General features: G+C 66.3%; 26 protein-coding genes. 14 read left to right on the plus strand and 12 right to left on the minus strand.

What is annotated here, in order from left to right; all coding sequences use genetic code 11:
- Nucleotides 1-29 precede the first annotated feature (29 nt).
- From atpE to EII34_RS00860, 8 genes are all read left to right on the plus strand, one after another.
- Nucleotides 30-251: an ATP synthase F0 subunit C gene (atpE, locus tag EII34_RS00825; protein WP_395858064.1), complete on the plus strand. Its 222-nt coding sequence runs from the start codon at nucleotides 30-32 to the stop codon at nucleotides 249-251.
- A 29-nt stretch (nucleotides 252-280) separates the two neighbouring features.
- Nucleotides 281-811, plus strand: a complete 531-nt coding sequence (locus EII34_RS00830) for a F0F1 ATP synthase subunit B (RefSeq protein ID WP_260424996.1) — start codon at nucleotides 281-283, stop codon at nucleotides 809-811.
- Entirely contained in the window at nucleotides 808-1,599 is a 792-nt protein-coding gene (locus EII34_RS00835) for a F0F1 ATP synthase subunit delta (RefSeq protein ID WP_124841803.1), read from the plus strand. Before EII34_RS00830 ends, EII34_RS00835 begins: the two co-directional genes overlap by 4 nt.
- A 32-nt stretch (nucleotides 1,600-1,631) precedes the next feature.
- Nucleotides 1,632-3,266 (plus strand): F0F1 ATP synthase subunit alpha, encoded by a 1,635-nt coding sequence (atpA, locus tag EII34_RS00840; RefSeq protein ID WP_124841805.1) that lies wholly within the window; start codon nucleotides 1,632-1,634, stop codon nucleotides 3,264-3,266.
- 6 nt (nucleotides 3,267-3,272) lie between these two features.
- Entirely contained in the window at nucleotides 3,273-4,181 is a 909-nt protein-coding gene (locus EII34_RS00845; protein WP_124841807.1) for a F0F1 ATP synthase subunit gamma, read from the plus strand.
- A 15-nt stretch (nucleotides 4,182-4,196) separates the two neighbouring features.
- Entirely contained in the window at nucleotides 4,197-5,639 is a 1,443-nt protein-coding gene (gene atpD / locus EII34_RS00850) for a F0F1 ATP synthase subunit beta (RefSeq protein ID WP_124841809.1), read from the plus strand.
- A 2-nt stretch (nucleotides 5,640-5,641) separates the two neighbouring features.
- Entirely contained in the window at nucleotides 5,642-6,055 is a 414-nt protein-coding gene (locus tag EII34_RS00855) for a F0F1 ATP synthase subunit epsilon (protein ID WP_124841811.1), read from the plus strand.
- A gap of 92 nt (nucleotides 6,056-6,147) precedes the next feature.
- Nucleotides 6,148-6,606: a DUF2550 domain-containing protein gene (locus tag EII34_RS00860; RefSeq protein ID WP_185711103.1), complete on the plus strand. Its 459-nt coding sequence runs from the start codon at nucleotides 6,148-6,150 to the stop codon at nucleotides 6,604-6,606.
- On the opposite strand, the gene EII34_RS00865 is transcribed toward EII34_RS00860, so the two are convergent.
- The gene (locus EII34_RS00865; RefSeq protein WP_124841815.1) at nucleotides 6,595-7,212 is read right to left on the minus strand and encodes a cob(I)yrinic acid a,c-diamide adenosyltransferase; all 618 of its coding nucleotides are present in this window, start codon (nucleotides 7,210-7,212) and stop codon (nucleotides 6,595-6,597) included. The two genes, EII34_RS00860 and EII34_RS00865, sit on opposite strands and share 12 nt — an antisense overlap.
- Nucleotides 7,213-7,288: 76 nt before the next feature.
- On the opposite strand from EII34_RS00865, the gene EII34_RS00870 reads away from it, so the two are divergent.
- Nucleotides 7,289-7,981 (plus strand): peptidylprolyl isomerase, encoded by a 693-nt coding sequence (locus EII34_RS00870; protein ID WP_260424997.1) that lies wholly within the window; start codon nucleotides 7,289-7,291, stop codon nucleotides 7,979-7,981.
- Here EII34_RS00870 and EII34_RS00875 read toward each other — a convergent pair.
- From EII34_RS00875 to mce, 6 genes are all read right to left on the minus strand, one after another.
- A complete protein-coding gene (locus tag EII34_RS00875) occupies nucleotides 7,968-8,756 on the minus strand; it encodes an alpha/beta fold hydrolase (protein WP_124841819.1) in 789 nt (262 codons plus the stop codon). The genes EII34_RS00870 and EII34_RS00875 overlap by 14 nt on opposite strands.
- Nucleotides 8,753-9,028, minus strand: a complete 276-nt coding sequence (locus EII34_RS00880) for a hypothetical protein (protein WP_124841821.1) — start codon at nucleotides 9,026-9,028, stop codon at nucleotides 8,753-8,755. Before EII34_RS00880 ends, EII34_RS00875 begins: the two co-directional genes overlap by 4 nt.
- Nucleotides 9,028-9,711, minus strand: a complete 684-nt coding sequence (gene nucS, locus EII34_RS00885) for an endonuclease NucS (RefSeq protein WP_124842602.1) — start codon at nucleotides 9,709-9,711, stop codon at nucleotides 9,028-9,030. The genes EII34_RS00880 and nucS overlap by 1 nt, the downstream gene beginning before the upstream one ends.
- 23 nt (nucleotides 9,712-9,734) lie before the next feature.
- Entirely contained in the window at nucleotides 9,735-11,120 is a 1,386-nt protein-coding gene (locus tag EII34_RS00890) for an AI-2E family transporter (RefSeq protein ID WP_260424998.1), read from the minus strand.
- A complete protein-coding gene (locus EII34_RS00895) occupies nucleotides 11,117-12,190 on the minus strand; it encodes a coiled-coil domain-containing protein (protein WP_124841823.1) in 1,074 nt (357 codons plus the stop codon). The genes EII34_RS00890 and EII34_RS00895 overlap by 4 nt, the downstream gene beginning before the upstream one ends.
- Nucleotides 12,191-12,291: 101 nt before the next feature.
- On the minus strand, nucleotides 12,292-12,750 hold the full coding sequence (gene mce, locus EII34_RS00900) for a methylmalonyl-CoA epimerase (protein WP_124841825.1): 459 nt from the start codon (nucleotides 12,748-12,750) through the stop codon (nucleotides 12,292-12,294).
- A 141-nt stretch (nucleotides 12,751-12,891) separates the two neighbouring features.
- Here mce and EII34_RS15835 point away from each other — a divergent pair, with 141 nt between their 5' ends.
- Entirely contained in the window at nucleotides 12,892-13,050 is a 159-nt protein-coding gene (locus EII34_RS15835) for a hypothetical protein (protein WP_185711104.1), read from the plus strand.
- Between the two features lie 6 nt (nucleotides 13,051-13,056).
- Nucleotides 13,057-13,605, plus strand: a complete 549-nt coding sequence (locus EII34_RS00905) for a PH domain-containing protein (RefSeq protein WP_124841827.1) — start codon at nucleotides 13,057-13,059, stop codon at nucleotides 13,603-13,605.
- A gap of 24 nt (nucleotides 13,606-13,629) precedes the next feature.
- Here EII34_RS00905 and pgm read toward each other — a convergent pair whose 3' ends face one another.
- On the minus strand, nucleotides 13,630-15,261 hold the full coding sequence (gene pgm, locus EII34_RS00910) for a phosphoglucomutase (alpha-D-glucose-1,6-bisphosphate-dependent) (RefSeq protein ID WP_124841829.1): 1,632 nt from the start codon (nucleotides 15,259-15,261) through the stop codon (nucleotides 13,630-13,632).
- A 58-nt stretch (nucleotides 15,262-15,319) separates the two neighbouring features.
- On the opposite strand from pgm, the gene EII34_RS00915 reads away from it, so the two are divergent.
- Nucleotides 15,320-16,228: a co-chaperone YbbN gene (locus tag EII34_RS00915; protein ID WP_185711105.1), complete on the plus strand. Its 909-nt coding sequence runs from the start codon at nucleotides 15,320-15,322 to the stop codon at nucleotides 16,226-16,228.
- A 9-nt stretch (nucleotides 16,229-16,237) separates the two neighbouring features.
- On the opposite strand, the gene EII34_RS00920 is transcribed toward EII34_RS00915, so the two are convergent.
- From EII34_RS00920 to EII34_RS00935, 4 genes are all read right to left on the minus strand, one after another.
- Nucleotides 16,238-16,996 carry an isoprenyl transferase gene (locus EII34_RS00920; protein WP_124841833.1) on the minus strand — a complete coding sequence of 253 codons (759 nt, stop codon included), beginning with the start codon at nucleotides 16,994-16,996 and terminating at the stop codon, nucleotides 16,238-16,240.
- 219 nt (nucleotides 16,997-17,215) lie between these two features.
- Nucleotides 17,216-17,746, minus strand: a complete 531-nt coding sequence (locus tag EII34_RS00925; RefSeq protein ID WP_124841835.1) for a hypothetical protein — start codon at nucleotides 17,744-17,746, stop codon at nucleotides 17,216-17,218.
- On the minus strand, nucleotides 17,743-18,687 hold the full coding sequence (locus EII34_RS00930) for a quinone oxidoreductase family protein (protein ID WP_124841837.1): 945 nt from the start codon (nucleotides 18,685-18,687) through the stop codon (nucleotides 17,743-17,745). Before EII34_RS00930 ends, EII34_RS00925 begins: the two co-directional genes overlap by 4 nt.
- Before the next feature lies 1 nt (nucleotide 18,688).
- Complete coding sequence (locus tag EII34_RS00935) at nucleotides 18,689-19,228, minus strand: TetR/AcrR family transcriptional regulator (protein WP_124841839.1); 540 nt, start codon at nucleotides 19,226-19,228, stop codon at nucleotides 18,689-18,691.
- A 184-nt stretch (nucleotides 19,229-19,412) separates the two neighbouring features.
- On the opposite strand from EII34_RS00935, the gene EII34_RS00940 reads away from it, so the two are divergent.
- A complete protein-coding gene (locus EII34_RS00940) occupies nucleotides 19,413-20,108 on the plus strand; it encodes an MgtC/SapB family protein (RefSeq protein WP_221620155.1) in 696 nt (231 codons plus the stop codon).
- 4 nt (nucleotides 20,109-20,112) lie between these two features.
- On the plus strand, nucleotides 20,113-20,841 hold the full coding sequence (gene recO, locus EII34_RS00945; protein WP_124841841.1) for a DNA repair protein RecO: 729 nt from the start codon (nucleotides 20,113-20,115) through the stop codon (nucleotides 20,839-20,841).
- Nucleotides 20,842-20,847 lie beyond the last annotated feature (6 nt).

The raw sequence follows: 20,847 nt of genomic DNA on the forward strand, positions 1-20,847 counted from the left end.
CAAGGGCCATCGAGAAAAGGAAAAACATGCTGACCCTCCTGGAAATCAACGGCTCGCTCAACATGATCGGCTACGCCATCGCCACCATCGCCCCTGCGCTGGGCGTGGCATGGATCTTCGCCTCCGTCATCAACGGCACCGCACGTCAGCCCGAGGCCCGTGGCGCCATGATGAGCACCGCCTTCATCGGCTTCGCCGTGGTCGAGGCGCTCGCCATCATCGCCATCGCCCTCGCCTTCGTCCTGAACTGAGGTTCAGTGTGGTCCCCGTAGCAGGGGCGTTGCTTGAGTCCGGGATCGATCTCGGACCCCTTCTGCCCCATCACCTCTCCGAGGTCGTCGTCGGCATCATCCTGATGCTGCTGCTGGTCCTCGTCATGTGGAAGGTCGTCGTCCCGGCCTTCGAGAAGATGTACGAGGAGCGTTACCAGCGCATCGAAGGAGGCATCCGCAGGGCCGAGCAGGCCGAGGCCAAGGCGGAGGCCGCACTCGCCGAGTACAACGACCAGCTGAGCTCTGCCCGTGAGGAGGCTGCACGCATCCGTGAGGAGGCCAAGAACGCCAGCGCACAGCTGCTCGCCGATGCCCGTGACAAGGCCGTGAAGGAATCCGATCGGATCCTGGCATCGGGACGTGCCCAGCTCGAGGCCGAACGCAGCCAGCTGATGGCTGAGCTGCGCGGTGAGATCGGTGGTCTGGCGACGACCCTGGCGGGCAAGATCGTCGGTGAGTCCCTCGCCGACGACGAGCGCGCCAACCGCACCGTCGACCGGTTCCTGGCCGAACTCGAAGCGGCAGGCAGGACCCGATGAAGTCACACGACGTCGCACTCAGCTCCTCCGACACCGTCGCCGACGCCATCAGCGTCGACGAGCACGCTGCGGCCGAGCTGTTCGCCGTCGTCGACCTGCTGGAGGAACAGCCTCCGCTGCGCCGCTCGTTGTCGGATCCGTCTGCCACGGTGACGGACCGGCAGGCGCTGGCACGACGACTCCTCGAGGGTCGGGTCTCGCCCCCGGCACTGCACGTGATCGCCGAGATCACCGGACAGGCCTGGCCGAGTGGCGAAACCCTCGTGGCCGCCATCGAACGTCAGGGCATCCGTGGCCTGCTCCGAACCGCACGGGAGGCAGGTGAGCTGGAGCGCGTCCAGGAGGAGCTGAACCAGTTCGCCGGCACCATCGACGGTTCACCCGAGCTGGCTGATGCGCTGCGCAATCGCGGCCGAAGCCTGGCCGACCGTCGGGCACTCATCGCTCGTCTCCTGAGCGGGAAGGTCACCGGCATCACCATGGCACTGGCCAACCGTGCCGCAGCCGCCAGGAACCGGACCGTCGTCCTGACACTGGGCCACCACCTCGAGCTGGCCGCAGAACTCGCGCAGGAGCGGATCGCACGCGTGGTCGTGGCCCGGCCGCTGGATGCGGCCCGCACCCAGCGGCTCCGCAGTGCGCTCGAGGCGCAGGTCGGCGGGAGGGTCTTCCTCCAGTTCGAGGTCGACCCGGCCGTTCTCGGCGGTATGAGCGTCACCCTCGGGTCAGACGTGTTCGAATCCACCATCGCCGCGCGGCTCGATGATGTCCGCCGGCAACTGAACTGAAAACTCCAAGCGAGAAGCGAAAGTAGGACGCAATGGCTGAACTCACCATCAGTCCGGACGAGATCCGTAGCGCGCTCGACGAGTTCGTCTCGTCGTACCAGCCCGCAGCTGCCAGCAAGACCGAGGTCGGCGTCGTGGTCACCTCCGGTGACGGCATCGCGCGGGTCGAGGGTCTGCCCTCGGCGATGGCGAACGAGCTGCTGCGTTTCGACAACGGCACCATGGGCATCGCCCTCAACCTCGACGAGCGGGAGATCGGTGTCGTCGTGCTCGGCGACTCCGAGGGCATCGATGAGGGCTCGGTGGTGCACGGCACCGGCGAGGTGCTCTCGGTCCCCGTCGGTGACGGGTACCTGGGACGGGTCGTCGACGCGATGGGCAACCCCATCGACGGCCTCGGCGAGATCAAGGACCTGGAGGGGCGTCGTGCCCTTGAGCTCCAGGCGGCCGGTGTCATGGACCGTCAGGAGGTCCGGGAGCCGTTGCAGACCGGTCTCAAGGCCATCGACGCCATGACTCCCATCGGGCGCGGTCAGCGGCAGCTCATCATCGGCGACCGCAAGACCGGCAAGACCGCCATCGCCATCGACACCATCATCAACCAGAAGGCGAACTGGGAGACCGGGGACCCGAAGCAGCAGGTGCGCTGCATCTACGTCGCCATCGGGCAGAAGGGCTCCACCGTCGCCGAGGTGCGTGGCACCCTCGAGGCCGCCGGTGCGATGGAGTACACCACCATCGTCCACGCCCCGGCCTCCGACCCGGCCGGGTACAAGTACATCGCCCCCTACACGGGATCAGCGATCGGTCAGCACTGGATGTACCAGGGCAAGCATGTCCTCATCGTCTTCGACGACCTCACCAAGCAGGCCGAGGCCTACCGTGCGATGTCGTTGCTGCTGCGTCGCCCTCCGGGGCGTGAGGCCTACCCCGGTGACGTGTTCTACCTCCACTCCCGTCTCCTGGAGCGTTGCGCCAAGCTGTCGGACGAACTGGGCGGTGGATCGATGACGGGCCTGCCGATCATCGAGACCAAGGCCAACGACGTCTCGGCCTACATCCCCACCAATGTGATCTCCATCACCGACGGCCAGATCTTCCTGCAGTCCGACCTGTTCAACGCCAACCAGCGTCCGGCGATCGACGTCGGCATCTCGGTCTCCCGGGTCGGCGGCGCCGCCCAGGTCAAGGCCATGAAGTCGGTCTCGGGATCGCTGAAGATCAACCTCGCCCAGTACCGCGACATGCAGGCCTTCGCGATGTTCGCCTCCGACCTGGACGCCGCATCCCGCCAGCAGCTCGATCGTGGTGCCCGCCTGGTGGAGCTCCTGCGCCAGGGCCAGTACGCGCCGTACGCCGTCGAGGACCAGGTCATCTCGGTGTGGGCCGGGGTCGAGGGACACTTCGACGACGTCCCGGTGACCGATGTGCTCCGCTTCGAGCAGGAATTCCTCGACCACCTGCGCCACAGCACCCAGGTCCTGCAGACCATCGCGGAGACCAAGCTGTTCGGTGACGACCTGAAGGAGGCCACCGAGCAGGCACTCGAGGACTTCAAGAAGATCTTCCGCACCTCGGAGGGGCTGTTGCTCGGGCGTGAGGAGCACACCCCGATGGAGGATGCGGAGATCGGCCAGGAGACGATCGTCCGCAAGAAGCGGAGTTGATGACCCATGGGTAGCAGCCTGCGGGAACTCAGGCAGCGACGCAATTCCGTCGCCACCACGAAGAAGATCACCCGCGCCATGGAGTTGATCGCGGCCTCCCGTATCGTCAAGGCGCAGCAGGTGGCACGCGCAGCCATGCCGTACACCAACGCCCTGACCCATGCGGTGTCCGCACTGGCCACCTACTCGCATGTCATCGAGCATCCCCTGCTGGAGGACGTGCAGCCGCCACGTCGTTCGGCGATGCTGCTCATCACCGGGGATCGCGGTCTTGCCGGGGCGTACTCGGCGAACGTCATCCGTGCCGCCGAGCAGCTGCACGCCAGGCTGGCAGAGGACGGTCAGGAGGTCGTGCAGTACATCACCGGCAACAAGGGGGTCGGCTACTTCGAGTTCAGGAATCGTGAGATCGAGCAGAGCTGGACCGGTTTCTCCATCGCACCGGAGTACCGCCATGCCAAGGAGATCGCCGACGTCCTCATAGCAAGGTTCCTCGCCCCCCATGAGCAGGGTGGTGTGGACCAGATCCACGTCGTGAGCACCCGATTCGTCTCGATGCTGACCCAGCAGGCCCAGGCGGTGCGACTGCTGCCCCTCGTCGTCGAGGATTCCGACGGCCCCGAGGGGGACGACGAGGAGTACCTGCCGTTCTACGAGTTCGAGCCCTCCGTCGAGGAGGTGCTCGACGAGGTGCTGCCGATGTATGTCGCGAATCGCATCTACACGGCGCTGCTCCAGTCCAGCGCATCGGAACTCGCGAGCCGCCAACGGGCCATGAAGTCGGCGACCGACAACGCCCAACAGCTGATCGAACGCCTGACCCGGGAGGCCAACCAGGCCCGGCAGGCCGAGATCACCCAGGAAATCACTGAAATCGTCGGGGGCGCTGCGGCGCTGTCCGAGTCAGCCGGATAACGAATGAGGAAAGAAATGACTGCCACAGCAGATACCCCGGGTGTCGCGGGTGTGGGCCGCGTCGCCCGGGTCATCGGTCCGGTCGTGGATGTTGAGTTCGCGGCTGACCAGATCCCGGAGATCGGCAATGCTCTCCTGGTGGAGACCGAGGTCATGGGTGAGAAGCGCACGATGACGATGGAGACGGCTCTCCACGTCGGGGACAACCTGGTGCGAGCCATCGCACTGAAGCCCACCGATGGCATGCGTCGTGGTTCCGAGGTACGTGACACCGGGGCACCGATCTCCGTGCCCGTCGGCGACATCACCAAGGGCCATGTGTGGAACGTGACCGGTGACGTGTTGAACGTCGACCCGGCCAGCATCGAGGTCACCGAACGCTGGCCGATCCACCGGTCGGCCCCGGAGTTCGACTCGTTGGAGTCCCGCACCGAGATGCTCGAGACCGGCATCAAGGTGCTTGACCTGCTGACCCCGTACGTCAAGGGCGGCAAGATCGGGCTCTTCGGTGGTGCTGGTGTCGGCAAGACGGTGCTCATCCAGGAGATGATCTACCGCATCGCCCACAACTTCGGTGGCACCTCGGTGTTCGCCGGCGTGGGGGAGCGCACGCGTGAGGGCAATGACCTCATCAACGAGATGGCCGAGGCCGGGGTCCTCAAGGACACCGCACTGGTCTTCGGTCAGATGGACGAGCCCCCGGGCACCCGTCTGCGGGTCGCCCTGTCCGCGCTGACCATGGCCGAGTACTTCCGCGACGTCCAGAACCAGGACGTGCTGCTGTTCATCGACAACATCTTCCGCTTCACCCAGGCCGGATCTGAGGTCTCCACCCTGCTCGGTCGGATGCCCTCGGCCGTGGGCTACCAGCCGAACCTGGCGGACGAGATGGGGCAGCTGCAGGAGCGCATCACCTCCACCCGGGGTCACTCCATCACCTCCATGCAGGCCATCTACGTGCCCGCCGACGACTACACCGACCCGGCCCCGGCGACGACGTTCGCACACCTTGACGCCACCACCGAGCTCAGCCGTGAGATCGCCTCACGAGGTCTCTACCCTGCGGTTGACCCGTTGACCTCGTCGTCGCGCATCCTGGATCCGCAGTACATCGGCCAGGAGCACTACGACACGGCTGTTCGGGTGAAGCAGATCCTGCAGCGCAACAAGGAGCTCCAGGACATCATCGCGATCCTCGGCATCGACGAGTTGTCCGAGGAGGACAAGATCATCGTGAACCGGGCCCGCCGCATCCAGCAGTTCCTCAGCCAGAACACCTACATGGCTGAGAAGTTCACCAACATCCCCGGCTCCACCGTCCCGCTGGCGGACACCATCGAGGGCTTCTCGATGATCTGCCGAGGCGATGTCGACCACATCGCGGAGCAGGCGTTCTTCAACGTCGGTGGCATGGAGGATGTCATGGCGAACTGGGACAAGATGCAGAAGGATCTGTGACAGTGGAACGCGCACCCCTGAAGCTGGAGATCGTCGCTGCGGATCGCATGGTCTGGGAGGGCGAGGCGGTCAACGTCATCGCTCGGACCCGCCAGGGAGACATCGGTATCCTGCCCGGCCACGAACCACTCATGGCCGCGCTGGTGCCGTGCATGGTGGAGATCGTCTCGGCCGATGGCCGCGCCGAGATCTTGGCGATCGACGGGGGCTTCATCGCGGTGGGTCAGGGACATGTCCGGATCCTCAGCCATGAGGCCCGGTTGTCCGAGGAGATCTCCCTCGAGGCTGCACAGCAGGAGGCGCACGAACTGCGACGGCTGCGCAACGAGGGTGATGCCACGGATGCGCAGATCCACCGGCTTCACATCCTCAACGCCCAGATTCGGGTCGGGGAGCGGGTGAGCAGCGGGAGCTGAGCGTCTGCTTCTGTCGTTCTTTTGGGGGCAACACCAGTGATGGTGTTGCCCCCATGTCGTCACATGCCGTTGTTGCCGCTATCTTTTTCCCCATGGGTTGGACAATGCTTGGGGTGGTCGTGGGCATCGGTGTCTGTCTGCTGCCCTTGGTCCTGCTCTACGCGCGCCGCCGCTGGCTCTCAGGCCAGGGCGGCCTTTTTGATTGTGCGCACCGGATGCGGGTGAGCCCCACCGATGTGGGCTGGGCGCTCGGTTTCGGGCGTTATCGGGACGACCGGCTCGACTGGTACCGGGCCTTCTCCTTCTCCCCGCGTCCGACTCGCTCCTTCCCACGGGCGACGACGGTGTGGCTGCACCGTCGCGCCGCCACGCCGGTGGAGGAGGTGACGTTGTTCAACCAGTCCTGGGTGGTTCGGATCAAGGATCGGATCTCCGGGGAGGAGCACACCCTCGCGATGGACCTGGAGAACGTCATGGCGCTCATGGCCTGGTTGGAGTCCGCGCCTCCCGGCAGCCACTGGGTGCCCGGTAGTGCGGATTCACCGCCGTGACGGGATCTCCCGGTCGGTGCCGGGGATCCACAGCACGTCGCCGTCGCTCCCCGCTGCCGCTCGGCACATGATGAACAGCAGGTCACTCAGCCGGTTCAGATAGGTCACCGCCAGGAGGTTGATCCCTCCCATTCCTTTCTCCTCGACGGCCTCGGTGCCGTGGCTCTCGACCGCACGCCAGGCGATGCGCTCGGCACGTCGGCAGGTGGTGCGGGCCAGGTGCAGGCCGGCAACGGCAGGTGAACCGCCGGGCAGGATGAAGGAGCGCAGGGTCGGCAGATCACCCGCCAGCTCGTCACACCATGCCTCGAGCCGATCGATGGAGGCCTGCTCGATCCGAAGTGGTGGCCACTGCGGATCCGGGTGTTTCGGGGTGCTGAGGTCGGCGCCGACGTCGAAGAGCTCGTTGCGGATCAGGTCCAGCATCTCCACGATGCGCTCCGGCAGGTCGCCGTGCGAGACGGCGACAGCGATGCAGGAGTTGGTCTCGTCCACCGCCCCGTAGGCCTCGACCCGAAGATCGGTCTTCGGTACCTCGGCGTTGTCGGACAGCCGCGTGGTCCCGGCGTCACCGGTCCGGGTGTAGATGCGTGTGAGATTCACCATGCCCCAAGCCTATGGGATCGTGGAATCGGCCTGTTGACCCCGGTCGGCGGAGGGTCTTGTCCCTATGATGGGCGGCATGAAGCCACGACACGTCGCTCCGGTGATGGCCGTCGCCATCGCTCTCGCTGGTTGCACGAACGCCAACGACTCGGCCCCACGCCCCGAGGAGGAGGGGGTCACGCGGGCATCGTCCTGTTCGTACCCGCTCGCCGGGGAGCCGGCGAAGCCGGTTGACCCACCATCGGAGAATGACGTCGTCAACACCGGTGAGGCCAAGGTCACACTGCACATGACTGCCGGTGACGTGGAGATCACGATGGACCGGGCCACGGCCCCCTGCACCGTCAACTCCTTCGTCTCCCTGGCTCAGCAGGGCTGGCTGGACGAGACATCCTGTCACCGCCTGGTGGACCACGGCATCTTCGTACTGCAGTGCGGGGACCCGACCGGGACCGGGACCGGGGGGCCCGGGTACAGCATCCCTGATGAGCTCTCGCCGAACGTGACCTCGCTGGAGAAACTGGACGGGGACAAGGTCAACTATCCGCCCGGCACCGTGGCCGTGGCCAATTCCGGACCGGAGACCGGAGGGTCGCAGTGGTTCATCGTGTGGGATGACTCACCGCTGCCCCCGCACTACACGGTCTTCGGGACGGTGGACGAGGCTGGTCTCGAGGTGGTTCGAGGGATCGCTGCCCAAGGAGTGGACGCGGCCGACCGGATCACCCCGATCGCCGAGGCGAGGATCACCTCGGTCACGCTGGGGTGAGGGTTGAGCCCGAGGTCAGGAATTCACGACACAACGTGATGAAGGCCTCGGGCTCGTCCGCGTGGACCCAGTGCCCTGCCCGCTTCAACCTGACACTGACCACCAATGGGAACAGTTCCTTCATGGGGGCGGTGTGCTCGGGCTGGACATAGGGGGAGCGTCCCCCTGAGACCCACCAGGTCGGCCCCTCGTAGACGGCGTCGGTGGGTGGCCAACCGCCGATCTTCGACAAGGAGTCGCCGAGAAGATCCAGGTTGGCGTCCCAGGCCCAGCCGTCGGCCACCTTGCGGAGATTCTGCAGGAGGAAGCCCCGCACCACCGGATCCGGGATGTCGGGCTTGAGCAGGTCACTGGCGGCGGTCCGGCTCGTGAGTGTCTCCAGGTTGAGGCCCTGCATCGCAGCAACCAGTGGTGCGAAGCTGGCCGGTCCTTCGCTTCGTGCCGGGGAGATGTCGGCCACCAGGAGACGCTCCACGGCCTCCGGGTAGCTCAGTGCGAGTCGCATCGCGAGCTTGCCGCCCAGCGAATGCCCGATCACGGAGACGGGACCGGTGAAGTTCTCGGCGATCCAGGAGGCGATGTGATAGGTCTGGCCGTCCAGTGAGAAGTCGATGGTCCAGGAGGAGGAGCCATGGTTGGGCAGGTCGACCAGATGGCAGGTGGCGAGGTCGGACAGGGCTTCGGCGATCCGGGTGAAATTCTTGCCACGCCCGAACAGGCCGTGCAGGAACACCACCTGAGCGGGGCCGGAGCCGATCGTCGTGGCATGGATCATCGGTGCAACCTCCAGCAGTGGGTGTGCCAGTGACGACGCTGTTCGAGACCGGAGTCGAAGCCCAGCCCGGGCTGTTCCGGCCAGGCGACGAGGTGAGCCATCCCGACCGGGATCGACGACTGACAGCCGGGGCAGGTGTAGGGTTTCTCGGCCCGATCCGCGGGCACGGTGCGGACCAGGAAGGATCCGTCCCGCTTGTGTTCTCGCCGGGCGTGCCGGGAGGTGTCGAGGGGGCGCGGTCGGCGCAGGTGCTTGGAGGGACGCCGCGCCATCAGAACAACCGTTCCTCGGCGTTGTCCATGCCACGCAGCACGTCGTAGTCGAGCAGCTGGCAGGTGATGCCTCGATCAGCCGCCAGAGTGGCGGCCTGGGGTTTGATCTGCTGGGCGGCGAACACGCCCCGGACCGGTGCCAGCTGTGGGTCCCGGTTCATCAGCTCCAGGTAACGCGTCAGCTGTTCCACGCCATCGATCTCGCCACGTCGTTTCACCTCCACCGCGACATGGAGTCCATCGGGATCCCGCAACAGCAGGTCCACGGGGCCGATCGCGGTGTAGTACTCACGTTTGACGAGGTGCCAACCCTCCCCGAACGTGGTCGGGTGTTCGGCGAGCAGCGCCTGCAGGTGGGCCTCGACGCCGTCCTTCTGCAGTCCGGGATCGGTACCGAAGGTCTGCTCCTCGTCGAGGTGGATCTCGCCGATGGTGATCCGCAGGGTGTCACCCTCCTTGGAGCGGACCAGCCAGAGTTGGGTGGCCCCGGCCGCTGCGGCGATCTCATCGGGCTCACTGACCGTCAGTGTGCAGGGGGCGCTCATCCAGTTCAGTGGTTTGTAGGCGCGGTCATCGGCATGGACGGACACGGAACCGTCGGACTTGACCATGATCAGCCGCTTCGCCATCGGGAGATGGGCGGTGAGCCGACCTGCATAGTCAACCTGGCACTGGGCAATCATGAGACGCACAGGCCAAACCTACCTCAGCTCGCGTCGAGGTGGGGCTGCAGCACCTCCCGGTAGAGCAGAAGGATCGCCGCCGCCGTCGGAATGGCGATGAGTGCTCCGATCACTCCCAGCAGCAGACCGCCGATGACCGCCGAGAGCACCACCAGGGCACCCGGCACCTTGACGGTGCGTTTCATGACGGTCGGGTAGAGGATGTAGGCGTCCACCTGTTGGTAGATCAGGAAGTAGATGATGGTGATGATGCCGGTGGAGGAAGAGGTACCGAACCCGACCAGTGCGACGGCGATCATCGCCATCGAGGACCCCACGAGCGGAATGAAGCAGAACATCGCGACGATGAAGGCCAGGGCGAGGGAGTAGGCGCCGAGGCCCACGAAGTTCATGAAGATGTACGCGCTGACGGAGGCGACCGTCACGATGAGGAACATGCCGGTGATGTAGCCGGAGATGCCACGGAAGATCTCGTTGGCCAGGTAGCGGGCCCGATCCCGTCGGGACCCCGGGGCCATCGTGTAGATGACCTCCTTGATCAGTGGCAGGGAGGCCAGGAAGTAGACGGTCAGCACCAGTGTGATGATGAGGGAGAAGATGAGGTTCGCCAGCAGCACACCGGCTCCCCAGATCCCGCCGAACAGGTTCTGGACGATCACGCCCGAGGTGATGTAGGCCTTCGCCTTGTCGATGATCTCGTACTCACGGTCCCAGGCGGCGATCTGCTCGTTGTTGTTGAGCATCTCCAACCAGTACGGGGCACGGAGGCTCAACGACTGCACCTGGGTGGTGAGCACCGGGACGATGGCGGTGATTCCCAGGACGAGGAGACCGAGCAGGGCGATGGTGACGACGAACACGGCCACGGGGCGGGGGACCCGTCGTCGGGTGAAGAACTCCACGGCCGGGTTGAGCCCGAGCGCCAGGAACAGGGAGAGCACCACCAGCACCAGGACGTGCTGAACACGGATCGCGGCCCCGACCAGCGCGATCGCGAACAGCACCCCGAGGGCACCGAGGAAACCGAAGCTGAAGGGGGAGTGGGACAGCAGGCGGGGTGAGTCGTTGTTGACGATGATGGGCGGCACCGGAGCGATGTGTGGCTCCGGTGTGGGGGTCAGCAATTGGCGGGCACCGCGGCCGGCATCGCCGAGGAGCCCCCCCAGGTGACCGCGCGCCCTGGAACGCCATGAGGTCGGTTCACCCTCAGGCGCAGGTGCATCCTTTTCGGTCTCACCCCTGCTCGAGAAACGACCGAACAGGCGGCGACGACGACGTACCGACGCCTCGCCCGGTTGTTCCGGGACAACGATCTCCTGTGACGACTCGAGCGGCGAGGGCTCAGCCTCGAGGGCCGCTCCGGAGTCCTCCGGCGTGACGGCCGGTTCCTCCTCCGGTGTGGTGGTCACTGGTCCTTCTCGGTGTGACGCAGGTGAGGAACGGTCTCCTCGTCCTCAGCGGCATCCGCCTCGGCGGCGATCGCCTTGAGGTTCTGCATGGAGGCGATGATGGAGGCCCGACGCGCGGTGAGCGCGGCGATCTCCCGTTCGAGCTGTTCCTTGCGCCAGGCGACCTGGTCCTCCAGCTCGGCCCTCTTGTCACTCAGCTCCTGACGCATCGTGGCGAGGCTCTCCTCGGATTCCCGGGTGGCGGCGACCCGGAGCTGCTCGGCCTCCGAGATGGCCGATTCACGGATGCTCAGGCACTCGAGGCGGGCGGTCTCGAGCTGTTTGACGGCCTCGTCGGCCATCTGGCGCGCTCGTTCCAGATGGGTGTTGACCGTCTTCTCGGCCGCATCGGCGGCGTCCTGCTGCTTCTTCAACGCCTGGGCGGTGTCGCTCTCGACGGCGAGCCTCGTGGCGACGGCATCGCGTTCTGCCTCCTGGCGGAGCCGTGCCGCCTGTACCCGAGCTGCCTCGGCCTCGGCCGCGATCTTGGTCTCGGTCTCCTCGATGAGGGACTTGGCCCGGGCCTCCGCCTCGACACGGATGAGGTGGGCGTCACGTCGAGCTGCCTCCAGGGCGGCCTGTCCTGCCTCGGCCTGCTCCTGCCGTAGTTTTCGCAGGCTGGAGAGCCCGGTCAGGCGGACGTCGTCCGCCTCCTGCTGGGCCGCTTCACGGGTCTCGGCAGCTGCGCGTCTGGCCTCGGCACGGATCCGGTCGGCCTCCTCCTCCGCCTGCCGCACGAGTTCGGCCGCCTGGGCCTCCGCGGCCTCGAGGAGGCTGCGGGTGTGTGCCCCGAGCCTTCCGAAGTCCGTTGTCCCGACCTGATCCTGGATGTGGTCCGTCGCGAGCTTCTGCTCCCGCAGCTGGACCTTCAGCTCCACGATGCGGTTCTCCGTCTCACGGACGTACTGGTCCACGGCCTGGCGCTCGTAGCCCAGCATCGTCGTGGGGAAACCGCTGGGCGCTGCGGCCGGGCCGTCGAACAGGTTCAGCCCGGTTGACGACTCGTCGTGATCGGTGCGGGCGTCGGTCATGTGTGTCTCCTGGCGTCGAACGAACAGCTCCGAGCCTACCCCGTGCGGGACCTGATCGACCGGTGGTTCGGCCGAACCACCGGTCGATCAGGTCGGGCCGCTCAGTGGGAGGCGTCCTTGGCGGGCTCGACGAGCTCCAGCAGCACACCTCCGGCGTCCTTGGGGTGGACGAAGTTGATGCGTGAGTTCGCGGTGCCCCGCTTGGGCTCGGGGTAGAGCAGGCGAAGGCCACGTTCGCGCAGGACCTCGCAGACGTGGTCGATGTCGTGCACCCGGTAGGCCAGCTGCTGCATGCCGGGGCCGCCGTTGCGCCCCAGCCACTTGGCGATGGTGGACTCCTCGTTGAGGGGGGCCAGGAGCTGGATCTTGGCGTTCTCCTCGCCCTGGGTGCCGGTGCCGATCATGGCCTCGGCCACTCCCTGCTCCTCGTTCACCTCGCGGTGGAGCTCACGCCAGCCGAACTTCTCGGTGTGGAACGTGATGGCCTCGTCGAGATCCGGGACTGCCAGGCCAACATGATCGATGCAGATGAACAGGTCTTGATTCTCCATGGGGACCATTCTTCCATCCCGGTTCCTCGTCGACCCAGCTGGGTCCCGCGAGGAACCGGGCGGCGCGTCGGCCTGCGATCCTTGGAGGTATCCGGCACACTGGTGGGTGTTGGTTGCAGCCCTCTTCCCACCCTGAGACCTGGAGGCATCATGGTTGGCTGGATCAAGAAGGTCCTTGTCGTGCTTGGCGTTTCCTTCGTGGTCTTCTACCTCTTCACCCGCCCGGAGGACGCCGCGAACGCGGTGAAGGCCTTCTTCGGCGGATTCGAGGCCATCGCGAGGTTCTTCAACCAGTTGGCGGACCGGTAGTCCGTCATGGCAGGCCTGATCGGGGCGATGCTCGACCCCGACATCTGTCAGCACCTGTTGAGGGAAGAGGGCGAGCAGGTCATCGACAACGTCCAGAAGCACTGGATCGTGGTGGTGCCGTGGGCGTTGCTCATGGCCACCAGCATCCCGTTGTTCATCCTCATGACCTACATGGGTGGCCTGTTCTGGATACCGATGACGATGGGGCTCACGGTCCTCGTGATCGGCATGTGGAAGGCCCACATCTACCACATGGACCGGTTCGTCATCACCAACATGCGCGTGTTCCGTATCCATGGGGTGTTCAACACCCACCTGGCGACGATGCCGATGACCCGGATCCTCGACATCTCGATGGAGCAGCCGTTCTGGGGCAAGGTCCTCGACTACGGGCACCTGGTGTTCGAATCGGCCGCCCAGGCCCAGGGGCTTCGCGAGATCCGCTACATCGCCGCACCCGGCAAGCGTGATCTGAAGATCCAGGAGGTCATCCAGCGTTCGGGTCTGCGCAAGAAGATGGAGATGCGGGAATCCGATGCGGCCACAGGAGTCTGACCCCGGTGGCCGCCGTGCCTCGGATCAGGCGAGCAGCGCGGTGTCGACCACGACCTTGGCCTCCGCCTGGAGCTGCGCCAGATGCTCGGCATCGCGCAGTGACTCGGCATAGATCTTGTACTTGTCCTCCGTGCCGGACGGTCGTGCCGCGAACCAGCCTGATTCCGTGGCGACCTTGATCCCACCGATCGCTGCCCCGTTCCCGGGCGCCGCGGTGAGGATCGTGGTGATCGGTTGTCCCGCCAGTTCTGTCGCCGTGACGTCCGCGGGGGAGAGGGCGGCCAGCCGGGCCTTCTGCTCCCGGTCGGCGTCGGCATCGACCCTGGCGTAGTGGGAGGTCCCGAACTCGGCCTCCAGGTCGGTGTAGAGCTCACTGGGTGAGCGACCCGTGACGGCCTTGATCTCACTGGCAAGCAGCGCCAGCAGGATGCCGTCCTTGTCCGTGGTCCAGGTGTGACCGTCACGGTCCAGGAAGGAGGCACCGGCGGACTCCTCGCCACCGAAGCCGAGCGAGCCGTCGGTCAGCCCCGGGACGAACCACTTGAAGCCGACGGGGACCTCGACCAGACGCCGTCCCACCTTGGCCGCCACCTTGTCGATGATGGAACTGGAGACCAAGGTCTTGCCGACCCCGGCATCAGCTGACCAGCCGGGACGATGCGTGAACAGGTAGTTGATCGCCACCGCGAGGAATGCATTGGGGTTCATCAGTCCGGCATCCGGGGTGACGATGCCGTGTCGGTCGGAGTCGGCGTCGTTGCCGGTGGCGATGTCGAAGCGGTCCCGATTGGTGATCAGGGAGGCCATCGCATCGGGGGAGGAGCAGTCCATGCGGATCTTGCCGTCCGTGTCGAGCGTCATGAAGCGCCAGGTCGGATCGACCAACGGATTGACCACACTGAGGTCCAGCCCTGTGTGCTCGGCCAGGTACTGCCAGTACTGGATGGAGGCCCCACCCATGGGATCAGCCCCGATCCGCACCCCGGCCGAGATGATCGCGTCGAGATCGATCACCGTGGCCAGTTCGGTGCAGTACGGGGTTCGGTAGTCGTACCGGGTCACCCGCGGCGAGGCCTTCTCGTAGGACATCCGACGGATCTGACCTGGTGAGGCCATCAACTCGTTCGCCCGTGCCGCGATCCAGCTGGTGGCATCGGTGTCCGCCGGGCCACCGGTTGGCGGGTTGTACTTGAAACCGCCGTCGCGTGGTGGATTGTGGGAAGGGGTCACGACGATCCCGTCGGCCACCTGGTCCGGGTGCTCCCGGTTGTGGCGGATGATCGCCCGGGAGACCGCCGGGGTGGGGGTGTACTCGTCCTTCCGCTCGGCGAAGGTCGCCACGTCGTTGGCGACCAGGACCTCGATGGCGGTGGTCCAGGCCGGCAGGGACAGGGCATGGGGGTCCTTGCCGATGAACAGGGGGCCGGTGAACCCCTGGCCCCGTCGGTACTCGACGATGGCCTGGGTGGTCGTCGCGATGTGGCGGTCGTTGAAGGCCGCGTCAAGGCTCGATCCTCGGTGACCGGAGGTCCCGAAGACCACTCGTTGATCCGGGTCGTCCGGGTCGGGTACCAGGTCGTGGTAGGCCGCCAGCAGGGCATCGACGTCGATCAGATCGGATTCCTGGGCCACCTGGCCCGCGCGCTCGTGTGCCATGCCCCCATCCTTGCACTTCCAGTTGTCCGATTTGGCCCGGGCCGACAAGATTGTGGGCATGAGTGACCCGAACTTCTCGCGGCCCGGTGCCGTCGACCTGTCCACGCTCGCCTCGAAGACCACGGCCGCAACCACTGCGGTCAAGGGTGGCAGCTACGTCACCGATGTCACCGAGGCAGGGTTCCAACAGCTGCTCGGACTGTCCATGCAGTACCCGGTGATCGTGGAGTTCCACTCGGCCAAGGACATGACCGGTCAGGCCGTCGGCCAGGCCCTGACCGACGTGGTGAACGCGGCCGATGGCCGTTTCATGCTGGCCAGGGTCGACATCGATGCGGAGCCCCGACTGGCACAGGCCCTGGGCATCGCTGCGGTGCCGACGGTGGTCGCTCTCATCGGGGGCCAGCTGGCCCCGCTCTTCCAGGGCACCCGGGAACGCTCCGAGATCGCGGCGATGCTCGATCAGGTGGCTCAGGTGGCGGTGGCCAACGGCATCACGGGACGCGCCCAGCCCATCGGGTCCGCCACCACGGACCAGGGTCAGGAACCCCAGGCCGATCCCCGTTTCGACAAGGCCGATGCCGCACTCGCCGCCGGGGACTACGCCCAGGCCGTCGCGGAGTTCGATGCGCTGCTGGCAGCCACCCCGGGAGATCCCGAGGTGATCGCGGGACGCGCCCAGGCGGCGCTGCTGGCCCGCTCCGTCGGCGTCGACGGGGCTGCGGTGGTGCGTGCAGCGGCAGAGCGGCCGGATGATCTGGCCGCCCAACTGGACGCCGCCGACCTGGAGATCATCCAGGGGGCGAACGAGGCGGCCTTCGACCGACTGCTCGGGCTCGCCGCCGAGGTCGCCCCAGAGGAGAAGGAGACCATCCGGCTGCGTCTGCTGGAGCTGTTCGAGATCGTGGGGCGTACCGCGCCTGAGGTGCTGAAGGCACGTCGACGGCTGTCCACCGTGCTGTTCTGAGCCCGAGGCTCAGGCGGTGCCGAAGCGTCGCTCCCGGAGGGCGTACTGTTCCACCGCACGCCAGAGGTCCCTCCTGTCGAAGTCCGGCCACAGCTGATCCATGAAGATGAACTCGGCGTAGGCCGACTGCCACAGCAGGAAGTTCGAGGTGCGTTGTTCCCCGGAGGAGCGCAGGAACAGGTCGACGTCCGGGATACCGGGTTCGTCGAGAAAACGACGGAACCGCTCCTCGGTGAGGCGGTTCGGGTCCAGTTTTCCGGCCTTGGCCAGCCGGGCGATCTCCCGGGCCGCATCGACGATCTCCGCCCGACCACCGTAGTTGACGCAGAACTGGAGGGTGAGGGTGGAGTTGTGTTCGCTCAGTGCCTCGGCCTCCTCCAGCTCCCGGATCACCGACCCCCACAGCCGGGGGCGTCGTCCGGCCCAGCGGATCCGCACCCCGAGGGCGTGCAACTCATCCCGACGACGGTGGATCACGTCACGGTTGAAACCCATCAACCAGCGCACCTCGTCGGGGGAGCGTTTCCAGTTCTCGGTGGAGAAGGCGTAGGCCGAGAGATAGGGGATGCCCAGCTCGATGGCCCCGTGGATGACGTCCAGCAGCGCTGCTTCACCGCGGGCGTGCCCCTCGGTGCGTTTCAACCCTCGCTGCTTGGCCCACCGCCCGTTGCCGTCCATCACGATAGCGACGTGCTGCGGCAACGAGGCTGGAGGAAGCGCAGGGGGGCGGGCGCCTGACGGATGGGGGGTCGGTGAGCGATGAACCATGGGAACAGCCTAGGGGTTGCCTCGTGGGGCCACCCGGAACAGATGTTGGCCGGTTGGCCCCATGGTGTCGCGGTGATGCCACAGGACGGCTGGGAGTCAGGAACACATTGAATCGCGCAACGCTCGACTGTCGCGTTCCGCTTCGTCGGTTTGATGAGGGCGGCGGGTCGACAGCACGTGGCCCTCCGTGGTGCCCCCCGCTGGGGATTGCCGCGGCGCTCAGCGGCCTTGCTCGGCCAAGACCTTGAGTTTGGCCAATTGCTTCCCGGCCATGACTTTGTCGCCGACCGCCAAGGCAAAGCGGATGATCGGGCTGGTGGAGCGCGCGAGGCACGCGTTGGCTTGGAGTCGGGTCGTACCCTCTGGGCGAGGGATCACTTGGTAAGACACCGCGATGTCCCCATAGACGCGGTGGAATTCGGGGCGTGAACGTCCGGTGATGTGGCGGCCAGGCTGGAAACTCGTGATGGAGAAAATGAGGAACGGCTGGCCGAGCGTGAGCCTGTCCGCGCCGGCAGTGAGTGTCCTGGGGCTTCGGCGTCCACGATTGTCGATCCAGTCGTAGCTGTAGGGGGCTACGGTGAGTTGGCACAGCCAGCGGTAGACATGCTGGGTTGGGGCGTTGACGTCGATACATCGAACCCACCGATCAGCAGCCTCGGGCATGAGGTCATCTGCCGGCGAGAACCGGTGAATGTCCTCAGCCACTGCGTTCGTACAACGTAGAAAACGGGGCGCGGTGTAGCTCATCGGGCGTCCGGATGTTCGATGAGCCGGGCACCGAGCGTGCCCGGCTGCCTCAGGGAATCGAAGGCGCTGCCGATGTCGGAGGGTGCGAATCGGGAGTGGACCACGGGACTGAGGTCACCAGTGGCGATCCGCTCAGCCAACCAGGTCAGGTTTCTGCTGGCGTGTCCCGCTGCGACGGGAAGGGCTTTGACGTGGTTTCGGATCGCGCCCGGGATTGAGCTGGGCCACATTCCGCCGTCGGTCAGGGCCATCCGGCCTTGACGGCGTAGGGCGCCGAACCAGTCGCTGGGTCGACCTGCGGCCAGGACGATGCCGTCGTAGTCTTGGCGAGATCGTGCACGGGCAGCTTCGCTGCGGTGGCCCCACGCCTGTTGGGCACCCAGGTCGTGACAGGTGGTCACCGCACGAGCGCCGGCCACGGCATCCACACTCGCACCGTGCAAGCGTGCGATCTGGATCGCGGCGAGACCAACCGGACCACCGGCTCCCACGACGAGGATGTGATCTCCGGAGCGCACCTTGAGGATGTCCCTCACCGCCCTCAAAGCTGTCAACCCGCCCAGGACAAGAGCGCAATCCTCCTGCGCTGGTACATAGCCACTGGGAAACCTGCCGCAGCGGCGCGGCTCAACCGCGAGCAGTTCAACCGTTGTGCCGCGACGCGCCCAAGGTTCCAGGCCCAGCACAACGGCTACCCAACTGCCCTCAGCAAGGTCGGTTCCGTTGGGGTCAACCACTTGACCGATCGCATCGAGCCCCACCTGCTTCGGAAACCCGAGACCGTGGGGTAGACGCCCCGCCAGATACTCGGCGTCGATCCGGCTGATGCAACTCGACGTCACCCGAACCATGACCTGCCCTCGCCGCAGGCTGGGTTCTGGAACCTGCGCCACCCGTAGCCGCTCGGGTCCGCCATGACGGTGATACTCCACAGCCCACATCTCAGGACCTCGCTGTCAGCAGCGTCGATGCGAGGATGGCGAGTCGGCTCTCGACTTCACCGACTGACAGCCCTGCAACGGTCAGCCACGACTGCGCCGCCCCCAGGAGCACCATCTGCACGTCCCCAGCATCCATGCCTTGAATCGGGTCCAGCCCGCAGCGATCGAGTAACTGTGCAACCTCGACTTGGCCTTGGGCCACCACACCGGTGCGGAGGCGCTCGGCGAGAACCGGGTCATTGGTCATGTCCAAGAGCACTGCTGGCACAGCTCGGGCAGCGGGTCCTGCTCCCAGGAAGCGGGCCACGCGAGCAGCCAACGCCTGGGACGCGCCCTCCACGGTTGGGTCACAGTCCAAAGGGTGCACATCATGGCCATGGACGACCAGGTCAAAGACCAACTCCGCCTTGGTGGGCCAGTGCCGATACAGCGTTGTTTTTGCCACGCCCGACGCTGCCGCCACCCCCTCGTAGGTCACACCCGCATAGCCCTTGGCTTCGATCGCCGCCAGTACCGCTGGGCGGACCTTGTCCGAAATCATCCTGCCTCCTTCACATTGGCGCTACGCAACGTAGCGTAGCACCAGTGGGGGTGCGCGGCACGGTGCTGGTCCACGGCCGGATCCGACTTGGTCGACGAGCACCCCGAGAATGACCGAACCCGTGATCGGGCAGGAGTCCGCCTAGACTGTCTGTCTGCCAGACGTGGAGGAGAAGGAGGGCACGGTGCACTGGACGGTCATGGCGGAGCTGGCCCTGGCCACCGTGTTGTCGGCTGCCATCGGACTGGAGCGGGAGTTCAACTCGAAACCGGCAGGGATCAGGACCTGCGCGCTGGTCGGACTGGGATCAGCGCTGTTCACCGCGGTCTCCCGGCACGGCGAGTGGTTGTTGCCCGGGTTGACCATCACCAATGTGGACGGCTCCCGGGTGGCGGCCCAGATCGTCTCCGGGATCGGTTTCATGGGGGCAGGGCTGATCTTCGTGCGTCGCGACTACGTGCGTGGCCTGACGACGGCGGCCTGCATCTGGCTGGTCGCCGCGGTCGGGATGGCGGCCGGGGCCGGAACCATCGACATCGCGATCGCCGGGACGGTGCTCTACATGCTGGCGGTCGTCGGACTGCAGCCGGTACGCCGTCGTCTGCCGCACGCCCGCTCCACCGTCGAGACGGTGTGGATCACCTATCGTGACGGCAAAGGGGTGCTGCGCGACATCATGACCGCCATCGGCGACCACGCCGTGATGATGGATCACCTCAAGGTCCTGCCCCACCATGCCGAGGACGTGTCCTTCCCGACACAGCGGGTGCGGATCGAACTGCACAGCCACGGCGGGGCGTTCACACCGCTGATCCACGCGCTCGCCCAGATACCCGGTGTGGTTGAGGTCCAGTCATCGCACGAGCACGACGAGTCCTGAGCACATGCGCACCTACCGGACCGAGGCCGTCGTGCTGCACACCTGGAAGCTGGGGGAGGCCGACCGGATCATCTCCTTGTTCACCCGGGAGCACGGCAAGATCCGTGCCGTCGCGAAGGGGGTGCGACGCACCGGTTCCAAGTTCGGGGCCAGGCTGGAGCCCTTCGGACACGTGGACGTGCAGCTGGCGGAGGGGCGCGGCTCACTGGAGACGGTCACCCAGGTGGAGTCGTTGCATCCGCCGATGCTCGGCTCCGACTACGACCTGTTCTGCGCCGCCGAGGTGCTGGTCGAGGCGGCCGACCGGATCGTGGCCGAGGACCGCTCCCCGTCGCTGACGCAGTACCGGCTCCTGCTGGGGGCCCTCATCGCGCTGGGCCGCGGTCAGCTCCCGGCCACGGCCGTCGTCGACTCCTATCTGCTGCGTGCCCTGGCTGCGGCGGGTTGGGCCACGACGGTGGAGGCCTGCGTCCAGTGCGGGCGGACGGGCGAGCTGAGATGGTTCTCCCCGCAGCTCGGTGGAGCGGTGTGCCCGGACTGCCGCCCCCAGGGCTCGGCCTCCGCCAGCCCTGAGCTGCTCGCCCTCATCGGGGCGTTGCTGGCCGGGGACTGGGACCATGTCCGTGCCACGGAACCAGGTCTCAGGTCCCGGGCCCACGGTATCGTGGGAGCCTTCGCGGCCTGGAACCTCGACCGCTCCCTCAGATCCCTGCCCTTCCTGGAGGGCGGCTGACAACGG

The sequence above is a fragment of the Arachnia propionica genome, from assembly GCF_003859805.1.
Taxonomy (GTDB): domain Bacteria; phylum Actinomycetota; class Actinomycetes; order Propionibacteriales; family Propionibacteriaceae; genus Arachnia; species Arachnia propionica_C.